General features: G+C 68.7%; 11 protein-coding genes and 1 pseudogene. 8 read left to right on the top strand and 4 right to left on the bottom strand.

All coding sequences use genetic code 11. The annotated features are described in order from the left end of the window. The 4 genes and pseudogenes from FHP25_RS36950 to FHP25_RS42795 all read left to right on the top strand — a co-directional run. A pseudogene (locus tag FHP25_RS36950) lies at positions 1-207 on the top strand (IS630 family transposase); the annotation flags it as partial. Positions 208-268: 61 nt separating this feature from the next. Further along, a complete protein-coding gene (locus FHP25_RS36945) occupies positions 269-913 on the top strand; it encodes a redoxin domain-containing protein (RefSeq protein WP_147852011.1) in 645 nt (214 codons plus the stop codon). Between the two features lie 74 nt (positions 914-987). Then, positions 988-1,410: a DUF3500 domain-containing protein gene (locus FHP25_RS36940; RefSeq protein WP_147852010.1), complete on the top strand. Its 423-nt coding sequence runs from the start codon at positions 988-990 to the stop codon at positions 1,408-1,410. Then, positions 1,389-1,529: a DUF3500 domain-containing protein gene (locus tag FHP25_RS42795; protein WP_147852018.1), complete on the top strand. Its 141-nt coding sequence runs from the start codon at positions 1,389-1,391 to the stop codon at positions 1,527-1,529. Before FHP25_RS36940 ends, FHP25_RS42795 begins: the two co-directional genes overlap by 22 nt. A 34-nt stretch (positions 1,530-1,563) precedes the next feature. Here the strand turns inward: FHP25_RS42795 and FHP25_RS36930 are convergent, their stop codons facing one another. Both FHP25_RS36930 and FHP25_RS36925 read right to left on the bottom strand, forming a co-directional pair. Beyond that, positions 1,564-2,307 carry a PhoH family protein gene (locus FHP25_RS36930; protein ID WP_147852009.1) on the bottom strand — a complete coding sequence of 248 codons (744 nt, stop codon included), beginning with the start codon at positions 2,305-2,307 and terminating at the stop codon, positions 1,564-1,566. Positions 2,308-2,715: 408 nt separating this feature from the next. Further along, complete coding sequence (locus FHP25_RS36925; protein WP_147852008.1) at positions 2,716-3,306, bottom strand: YqgE/AlgH family protein; 591 nt, start codon at positions 3,304-3,306, stop codon at positions 2,716-2,718. A gap of 193 nt (positions 3,307-3,499) precedes the next feature. On the opposite strand from FHP25_RS36925, the gene FHP25_RS36920 reads away from it, so the two are divergent. The 3 genes from FHP25_RS36920 (at position 3,500) to FHP25_RS36910 (ending at position 6,316) form a co-directional block, all read left to right on the top strand. After that, on the top strand, positions 3,500-5,629 hold the full coding sequence (locus FHP25_RS36920; protein WP_147852017.1) for a protein-disulfide reductase DsbD family protein: 2,130 nt from the start codon (positions 3,500-3,502) through the stop codon (positions 5,627-5,629). 112 nt (positions 5,630-5,741) lie between these two features. Then, positions 5,742-5,957: a ribbon-helix-helix domain-containing protein gene (locus FHP25_RS36915; protein ID WP_147852007.1), complete on the top strand. Its 216-nt coding sequence runs from the start codon at positions 5,742-5,744 to the stop codon at positions 5,955-5,957. Next, on the top strand, positions 5,951-6,316 hold the full coding sequence (locus FHP25_RS36910) for a type II toxin-antitoxin system VapC family toxin (protein WP_147852006.1): 366 nt from the start codon (positions 5,951-5,953) through the stop codon (positions 6,314-6,316). The genes FHP25_RS36915 and FHP25_RS36910 overlap by 7 nt, the downstream gene beginning before the upstream one ends. Positions 6,317-6,397: 81 nt before the next feature. On the opposite strand, the gene FHP25_RS36905 is transcribed toward FHP25_RS36910, so the two are convergent. Both FHP25_RS36905 and FHP25_RS36900 read right to left on the bottom strand, forming a co-directional pair. Then, positions 6,398-6,667, bottom strand: coding sequence for a hypothetical protein (locus FHP25_RS36905; protein ID WP_147852005.1), 270 nt, complete (start codon positions 6,665-6,667; stop codon positions 6,398-6,400). Between the two features lie 225 nt (positions 6,668-6,892). Further along, on the bottom strand, positions 6,893-7,711 hold the full coding sequence (locus FHP25_RS36900; protein ID WP_147852004.1) for an IclR family transcriptional regulator: 819 nt from the start codon (positions 7,709-7,711) through the stop codon (positions 6,893-6,895). 97 nt (positions 7,712-7,808) lie between these two features. Here FHP25_RS36900 and FHP25_RS36895 point away from each other — a divergent pair, with 97 nt between their 5' ends. After that, positions 7,809-9,161, top strand: a complete 1,353-nt coding sequence (locus FHP25_RS36895; protein ID WP_147852003.1) for a Rieske 2Fe-2S domain-containing protein — start codon at positions 7,809-7,811, stop codon at positions 9,159-9,161. The last annotated feature ends 51 nt before the right edge of the window (positions 9,162-9,212 follow it).

The following is a 9,212-nucleotide window of genomic DNA, read 5'->3' as shown; positions in this document are numbered from 1 at the left end:
CTCAACATGGTCGAGATCGAGATCGGCGTGCTGCGCGGCCAGTGCCTCGACCGCCGCATCGCAGACCGCCACACGCTCAACGCCGAAATCGCCGCCTGGGAGCGCCAGCGAAACGCGACAGCCGCTCCCATCAAATGGATGTTCACCACCCAACGCGCTCGCACAAAGCTCGCTCGCGCCTATCCAGACGCAGCCAAAGAGTCATAATCTCTGGGCACAGGTACTAGGCGCTCCGGACGGTATCGGACATCAACAGGAGGCGAATCTCATGCTCAGCTCAGCACGTTTCAGCCGTCGTGCGTCGCTCGCCGCCCTGGGCGGCGCGGCGGCTTCCCTGGCATTGCCGCGCCTGGCGCTGGCCCGGCCGCAGGTCGGGGTGGCGGCGCCGGCCTTCAGCGGCGTCGGCAGCGACGGCAAGCCCTGCAAGCTGGCCGACTACCGCGGCAAGACCGTGGTGCTGGAGTGGACCAACCACGAGTGCCCATATGTCGGCAAGCACTACCGCTCCGGCAACATGCAGGCGCTGCAGAAGGACGCGGCGGCGAAGGGCATCGTGTGGCTGAGCATCATCTCCTCGATGCCGGATTCGCAAGGCTATGTCAGCGCTGCCCAGGCCAACGATCTCACCAAGGCGCGCAATGCGGTGCCGGCCGCCGTGCTGCTCGACCCCGACGGCATCATCGGCCGCGCCTATGATGCGCGCGTGACGCCGCACATGTTCGTCATCGATCCCAAGGGCACGCTCGCCTACATGGGCGGCATCGACAGCATCCGCTCGACCAGCATCGGCGACGTGCCCAAGGCGACGCCCTACGTGAAGGACGCGCTGCAGCAGCTGGGGGCAGGCCAGCCGATCGCGCACACGGTGACGCAGGCCTACGGCTGCACCATCAAGTACAAGCCGACGGCCTAGCCGCGGCCGGGAGCGCGGACCAGCGAGGGAGGCGCTCCCTGCTGGCGCGTGCGGAAAATCCCGGGAGGCATGTCATGCCGCATGACGGGGTGATCGGGCCGCATCCGCACGCGCACCACCATCACCATCATCGCCACGATGACACGGCATCGCCTCGCCATGCCCCGACGCGGCGAGCGGTGCTGGCGGCTGGCGCCGGCCTGCTGGCATCGCAGGTGCCGGTGGTGGCCGAGGCGCAGGTCGTGGAGCGGATGGCGCGGGCGGCGATCGATTGGCTGGCGATGCTCGATGAGAAGCGGCGGGCGCAGGCGGTCATCGCCTTCGCCGATGCCGAGCGCGAGAACTGGCACTATGTGCCGCGATCGCGGCGCGGGCTGGCGTTGCGTGACATGTCCGAAAGCCAGCGCGCGCGGGCGATGACCGTGCTGGAAAGCGGCCTCGGCCGCGGCGGCATGGCCGGGCCTACTATTTCCGCCTGCACGGCACCGCGACGCTGATCGAGGTCGGCAACAGCCAGAACGACGCCAACCATGTCCATTCCGTGTGGCGCGATCTGGCTGCCGATTTCGGCCGCGACGCGCTGGCGGACCATTACCGCCGCCAGCCGCATCGCTGATCTTCACCTCTCCCGCAGGCGGGAGAGGAAAAATCTAAAGCACCCCCAGCATGCGTCCCACCAGCGGGTGGCGCACCACATCGGCCTGGGTGAGCCGCACCACCGCGATTTCCTCCTGGCCTTCGAGGCGGCGCGCGACCTCGTTCAGGCCCGACAGCTCGGGCAGCAGATCGGTCTGGTCGGGATCGCCGGTCAGCACCATGGTGGAGTGCCAGCCCAGCCGCGTCAGCAGCATCTTGAGCTGGCCGTAGGTGCAGTTCTGCGCCTCGTCGATCAGCACGAACGCGTTGTTCAGCGTGCGCCCACGCATGAACGCCACCGGCGCGATCTCGATGCTGCCGTCGTCGAGCCAGGCGCGCAGCCGCTTCGGTCCCAGCCGGTCGTTCAGCGCGTCGAACAGCGGGCGCAGGTAGGGGTCGAGCTTCTCGCGCATGTCGCCGGGCAGGTAGCCCAGGCTTTCGCCCGCCTCGACGGCAGGGCGCGACAGCACGATGCGGCCGATGCGCTTGCGCTCCAGCGCTTCCACCGCGGCGGTGATGGCGAGGTAGGTCTTGCCGGTGCCGGCGGGGCCGAGCGCGACGGTGAGTGGCTTGCTGCTGATGGCCTCGATCAGGTGGCGCTGGTTGTCGCTGCGCGGGCGGACATGGCGGATGTAGCTCTGTTCTCTTTCAGGTGCCTCGAAGGGCACGACCGTGCGGGGTGAATCGAAGAAAAGGCTGTGCACTCTCCCGGTTTCGTCGGTTTCAGGACGGCTGCGACGCGCGGTGCGCTTGGCCATGAACCACTCCGCTACAGGTTTGGGCTACGGGTCGCCGGGGACGCCAAACGACAAACGCCTCCCGAGGGGGAGGCGTCGACAGGGCATTCCGAGCGGCGGCGAAGGTTGCGGGGCGGCACCCGGTACTGGCGGCGCTGACGCCGTCGTCGCCGGTAGATCCGAGAGGGATCGGAGCCCGCTGGAGGATTGCCCGCCTCCCTTCGCAACGCACAAACGGTACGCTGTCCGGGCAGGGCTGTCACCTGATTTTGGGAATTGTTTCAGAAATTTAATACAAGATATTGATTTGACTGCGGATTAAGGCCCAGCCTCTTCGCTGCGCCGCAATATCGCGAATGGCGCGCGGCGCGGCTTGCGCGGCAGATCATGCGCCGCGCTCAAGATGGCAGTCCTGGGTAGAAAAGACCTTCAGGCGCGGCCGAACGTGGACGAGTACATCCCGGGGTCGGTGCCCAGCTTGCCGCCCAGCTTGGCCAGCGAGCGTGTCCACTTGCCGTCGTAGTCCTCGTCGAAGATCAGCGCGTCGTCGGGCGGCACCACGAACCAGCCGTTCTCCTGCAGCTCCTGGTCAAGCTGCCCCGGCCCCCATCCGCTATGGCCCAGCGCCAGGATCGACTTGGCGGGGCCGGCGCCGCGGGCCATGTCGCGCAGGATCTCCAGCGACGCGGTCAGCCCCAGACGCTCGACGCCGACCGAGACCGTGTCCTCGCGCTTGTAGTCCAGGCTGTGCAGCACGAAGCCGCGCTCCGGCTCCACCGGACCGCCCCAGATGGTGTAGCGCAGGTCGCCCTCGGTGGGCGGATCGATGTCGAGCTGCTGGAACAGCTCGGCCGGGGTCGGCGAGGCCAGCGCCTTGTTGAGCACGAGGCCCAGCGCACCCTTGTCGTCGTGCAGGCACATGTAGATCACGGCCTGCTTGAAACGTGGGTCGGGCATCGCCGGGGTCGCCACCAGCAACTGCCCGGCGATGTAGCCCGATGTGGCTGCGGGTTTGGGCATATGGCTTCGCTACCGCTTTCCGGGCCGCAGCGCAATGCCGCTGTCGACACGCGCTTGTGAAGCTTCGCGATTGCGCCTTCGGCATATCTACGGTGTGTATTGTCATGGTCAAGGCTGCCGCTGCAGGCGGGGTGAAGATGCGCGGCGGTGGCCGCGTCGGAGTACGGATGTGGCATCGCTTCTGCGTATAAGGATGTTCACGGCTGTCGCGATCGCGGCGATGGCGCTCCTGCCGGGGACGGTGCAAGCGGCCGGCTCGGACTGGGCGCGGACCGACCAGACCCAGGTCCGCCTGATCTCGGCCGTCGACGGCGTGGGCGATTCCCGCAGCGTCACCCTGGGCCTGCAGTTCCGGATGAAGCCGGGCTGGAAGGTCTACTGGCGGGCACCGGGCGACGCCGGCTTTCCGCCCAGCGTCGACTGGGGCGGTTCGGCCAATCTCGGCGGCACCCGGACGCTGTGGCCGGCGCCGCTGCGGTTCGACGTCTCCGGCCTCTCGACCATCGGCTACAAGCACGAGGTCGTGCTGCCGATCCAGGCGACGCTGGCCGATCCGGGCAAGCCTCTGTCGGTCAAGGCAAAGGTCGACTACCTCACCTGCGACGATGTCTGCATTCCGTACACCGCCACGTTCGCGCTCGACCTGCCGGCATCGGCCGCGACGCCCAGCGCCGAAGCGCCGCTGATCGCTGCCGCGATGGCGGCGCTGCCGCGCGCAACCGGCGCCGACAGCGCCACGTTCGCGACACCGACCGTCTCGGAGATCGATGCGCCGGGCGGCAAGGTGGGCGAGCAGGCGGTGCTGCTGTCGGTTGTCGTGCACGCGACGCAGCCGCTGAAGAAACCGGACCTGTTCGTCGAGCATCCCAAGGTCATCGTCGCCGAAGAGGCATCGGTGCAGCTCGAGGACGGCGGACGCCGCGCCGTGATCACGTCGGTGCTGGTCGGCGACAAGCTGAAGGCGGCCGACCTCACGGCGGGCGACATGGTGCTCACCCTGGTCGATGCCGACCAGTCGGTCGAAGGCACGGTGCGCGCCGCGACGGGCGCCATGCCGGCGGCGTCCGCAGCCGGCGGCGGTCGCGCGCCGGATGATGGCCTGTGGTCGATCCTGTTGGTCGCCCTGCTGGGCGGCCTGGTCCTCAACCTGATGCCCTGCGTGCTGCCGGTGCTGTCGCTGAAGGTCCTCGGCGCCATCGGCCATGGCGGCAGCGCGCCGGCACGCGTGCGGGCCGGCTTCCTGGCCTCGGCGGCCGGCGTGATCACGTCGTTCCTGGTGCTGGCCGGGGCCGCGGTGGCGCTCAAGCAGGCGGGCCTTGCCGTCGGCTGGGGCATCCAGTTCCAGCAGCCTGCCTTCATCGCCTTCATGGTGGTGGTGGTCCTGCTGTTCGCCTTGAACCTCACCGGGGTCTTCGAGATCCCCTTGCCGAGCTGGCTGGCAGAGACCGCGGTGGCCGGCGAGCAGCGTGCCGGCCGTTCCGAGCTTGCGGGTCATTTCGTCGCCGGCGCCTTCGCCACGCTGCTGGCGACGCCCTGCTCGGCGCCCTTCGTGGGCACCGCCCTGTCCTTCGCCCTGTCGCGCGGCGCCCTGGAGATCGTGGCGGTGTTCCTGGCGCTGGGCATCGGGCTGGCGGCGCCTTACCTGCTGCTGGCGGCGTTCCCGCGCCTGGCCGCGCGCCTGCCCAGGCCGGGCGCCTGGATGGCGACGCTGAAGAAGCTGCTGTCGCTGGCGCTGTTCGCCACCGCGGTGTGGCTGCTGTCGGTGCTGATGGGGGCTGCCGGCACCCAGGCCGTGATCGCGGCGGTGGCGGCGGCGGCGTTGATGTCGGCGCTGCTCGTGGCGCGTCGCCGGGTCGGCCGTGCCGCCGTTCCGGCCGCCGTCCTGGCGGCGCTGGCAGCCACGGTGCTGCCGGCGATGCTGGCGTCGACCACGGTGCCGGCCGCGGCTGCCGTCGACGGACGCTGGACCCGGCTCGACGCGACGCGCGACATCGCCGCCCAGGTGCGCCAGGCGGCCGAGGGCGGCAAACTGGTGCTGGTCGACGTCACGGCCGACTGGTGTGTCACCTGCCAGGTGAACAAGCGGCTGGTGCTGAACGCCGACACCGTCGTGCAGCGCCTCGCCGATGCCAAGGCGGTGTCGCTGAAGATCGACTGGACCCGCCCCAGCGATGCGATCGCGCAATACCTCGCGGCCAACGGACGCTACGGCATTCCGTTCAACATCGTCTACGGCCCGGGCGCGCCGCAGGGCATCGCCTTGCCCGAGCTGCTGAGCATCGACGCCGTGATGCAGGCGCTCGACAAGGCCGCCGGCCGCTGAGGCCATTCCCGCCAGCGGGCACGAGGGCCGGGTGCCGGCATGGGCGCGGCCCTGTTGCCTTGTGGGGATGTAATATATATACTGCCGATATCATATATCGAAATGGATTCCCATGCGGACACTGATCGATGTCGGCGACAGCCAGATCCGGGAACTCGACGAGCTGTCGAAAGAAGAGAAGCGCTCGCGTGCCGCCCTTATAAGGGAGGCGATCGACGACTATCTCGCCAAGCGCCGAAAGAAGGTCGAGGGTGATGCGTTCGGCCTCTGGGGCAGACGCAAGATGGACGGTCTGGCCTATCAGGAGAAGGTGCGTCAGGAATGGTGAAGGCGCTGTTCGACACCAATATCCTGGTCGACTACCTCAATGCCGTTCCCGAAGCGCGTGCCGAGCTTCGGCGCTACTCGCAGAAGGCCATCAGCGTCATCACGTGGATGGAGGTCATGGTCGGCGCCAGCGCAGACCTTGAGGCTGCGACGCGTCATTTTCTGGGCGGGTTCGAAATCGTTGGCATCGGCGAGCGGATTGCCGAGCGTGCGGTCAGCCTTCGCCGCGATCATCGGATCAAATTGCCCGACGCGGTGATCTGGGCCACCGCGCAGGCTCACGCCATGTTGCTCGTCACCCGCAACGTCAAGGATTTCCCGGAGGACGATCCGGGTGTCCGCACGCCATACAGACTGTAGTCGCCTACTGTCCTGGCGTGCCGCCGCCGTCGACGTCTTGACAGTGCCGGTCGTGGACAAGGCCGCTGCCGATCAATGTCCTCAAAGGGATGGCGTTCGCTGCGGGGTGCGATTGCATTCGCCGGACAGGAAATCGATGATCTCCGCGAAGCTGCGGTTGCGCACGGCTTCCAGCATGTCGAGCTCGACGCGCTTGGCGGCGAGCAGGCGCTCGACGTCCAGCATGTCGCTGCCGGTGGCGCGCGCATCGGACCGCAGCCGGTGCAAGGCGCGTAGCTGCGCGCGACACGTCTGCGTGTCGAGCGTCGCCTGATGGAAATCGCCCCACAGGCTGTCTGTTCGGTTGCTCATGGCGGCAGGTCTCCGGCCCGTCCGTGGCGGCGGCATGCCGCGTCAACGGCAGCACGCCGCCGGCTGTTCCGGCTGCCTCACAATCTCCTTAATCCGGCGGAGGTCGCCGGACGCATGTCCGGATATCCGGAAGCACGCGCCCGGCCTGATCCCGCCTGCAGGGGATTCGAAGTCTGGCGGGGCCGTCCGCTCAACGCGCCGGTCGCGGTGTTGTTGCCGGCCGTTTCAGGCGGTGAATTGCGCCGCGATCGCGTGGGCGCAGCGCAGCAGCAGCGGCGCCAGCGTCGGCTCGAACTGTGCCGCGCGCCGCGTCCATGACGGCGAGACGGCGTTGAGCACCAGAAGCTCGCGGCTCGGCAGCCGGCCGATCGGCGTGGCCAGCGCATAGATGCCGGGCCGCAGGTCGCCGTATGACACGCAGTATCCCTTGTCGCGGAAGGCGGCGAGCGCCTGGGTGACCGAAGCCGCGTGCTGGCGCCACAGCTCGGGCGTCTTGACACGCAGCTCGTTGAGCAGCGCGGCGCGCTCGGCCGGCGAACAGCCGGCGATGTGGGCGCGGCCGATCGCCGTCGCCGCGATCGGGTGCGTCATGCCGATATCGGAGAGCTGGAACGACGACGTGGCGGCGCTGCGGCAGGTCTCGACGTAGACCATGTTGGTGCGGTCGCGCAGGCCCAGCGACACCGAGCCGCTGACCTGGCGTGCCAGCGCTTCCATCGCCGGGCGCACGACCTGGCGGAACGCGAAGGATGCGATCAGCGGGTAGCCCAGCGACAGCACTGCCGGCCCCAGCCGGTAGCGGCCGGCCGGCAGGTCGGGCTGCAGATAGCCCATGCCCGACAGCGTGTAGGTGAAGCGCGACACGGTCGGCTTGGGCAGGCCGGTGCGCTGCGCCAGCTCGGCCGTGCTCAGCACCGGCTGCTGCGGCGTGAAGCAGCGCAGGATCTCCAGCCCGCGCGCCAGCGTGGTGGCGAACTGGCGATCGCCGGCGTGCTCGGCGAAGGCGGCCGGCACCCGCCGTGGCACGGCGCTGCGTCGCGGCATGAGGCGCTCCTGGCGTTCCGCATAGTCGAACGGTGTCTGGAATATTGAAACACCGGCGTGTGACGATCCAGACAAAGCTGAGACCGGAGGAAGCCCGATGCTGAGCCGACAGGACAACGAGCTGCTCACCCGCACCGATCAAGACACCGCGATGGGCGCCTATTTCCGCCGCTTCTGGCAGCCGGTGCTGCTGTCGCGCGAGCTGGCCGAGCCGGATGGCGCGCCCAGGCGCGTGCAGGTCATGGGCGAGAGCCTGCTGGCGTTCCGCGACAGCAGCGGCCGCGTCGGCCTGGTCGAGCCACGCTGCCCGCATCGCGGCGCCGATCTCTATTTCGGGCGCAACGGCGAATGCGGCCTGCGCTGCGTCTTCCACGGCTGGAAGTTCGACGTCGACGGCAAGTGCCTCGAGACGCCGACCCTGCCGCGCGAGTCGAATTTCCGCGACAAGGTGTCGATCAGGGCCTACCCGACCCGCGAGTTCGGCGAGCTGGTCTGGGCCTATATGGGGCCGGCGGCGCAGATGCCCGAGCTGCCGCATCTGGAGTTCGCGCTGCTGCCGCCGGCGCACCGCTATGTCAGCAAGAAGCTGCAGGAGTGCAACTGGGCGCAGTCGGTCGAGGGCGGCATCGACACGGCGCATTTCTCGTTCCTGCACATGGTGGTGCCGCAGGCGTCGGCCGATGCCGAGCGCTTCATGAAGGGCGCCGCGATGGGCGACCAGGCGGTGAGGAACGACCGCGTGCGCTGGGTGCGCGACGATCCCATGCCGCGGTTCGAGGTGACGCAGCATGCCGCCGGGCTGTTGATCGGCGCGGCGCGCACGGCCGACGACGACCAGCTCTATTGGCGCATCACGCAGTTCCTGGTGCCCAACCATTCGTTCGCGCCGGCAGCCTTTCCGGGCGAGACGCATTATGGCCAGACCTGGGTGCCGATCAGCGACACGAGCTGCTGGATCTACACCTACTCATGGAATCCCGATCGCCCCTTGACCGGGCAGGAACGGGCGCAGTTCGCTGCCGGGCACGGCGTGCACGCGGCGGTCGATGCGAGCTACGTGCCGCTGCGCAACCGGTCGAACGAGTACCTGATCGATCGCGAGGAGCAGCGCTATCGCAGCTACAGCGGTATCCAGGGCGTGTCGGAGCAAGATGCCTGCATCCAGGACAGCCAGGGGCTGATCCATGACCGCACGCGCGAGATCCTGGGCCCGACCGATCTCGCCATCATGCGCTTCCGCCGCCTGATGCTCGAGGGCGCCAAGGGCCTGCTTGACGGACGCGAGCCGCCGGAAGCGGCACGGCCCGACGCCTACACCGTGCGATCCGGTGGCTGGGTGGCGCATCGCGACAAGAAGCTGGCAGAGGTGATGACCGAGCGCTTCGGCGATCCGCTGGGCGATGCCAATGCGCTCTACCGGGACCAGGCACTGCTGCGACGCGCGGGTTGACCAGCTGTCCTCGCGGGCGAGGCGGCCGCCTATGACCCTTCCCGTCATCCC

Source organism: Vineibacter terrae (assembly GCF_008039615.1).
GTDB lineage: Bacteria > Pseudomonadota > Alphaproteobacteria > Reyranellales > Reyranellaceae > Vineibacter > Vineibacter terrae.
Note: the sequence above shows the minus strand (reverse complement) of the source record. Positions and strands in the feature narration are given on the sequence as shown.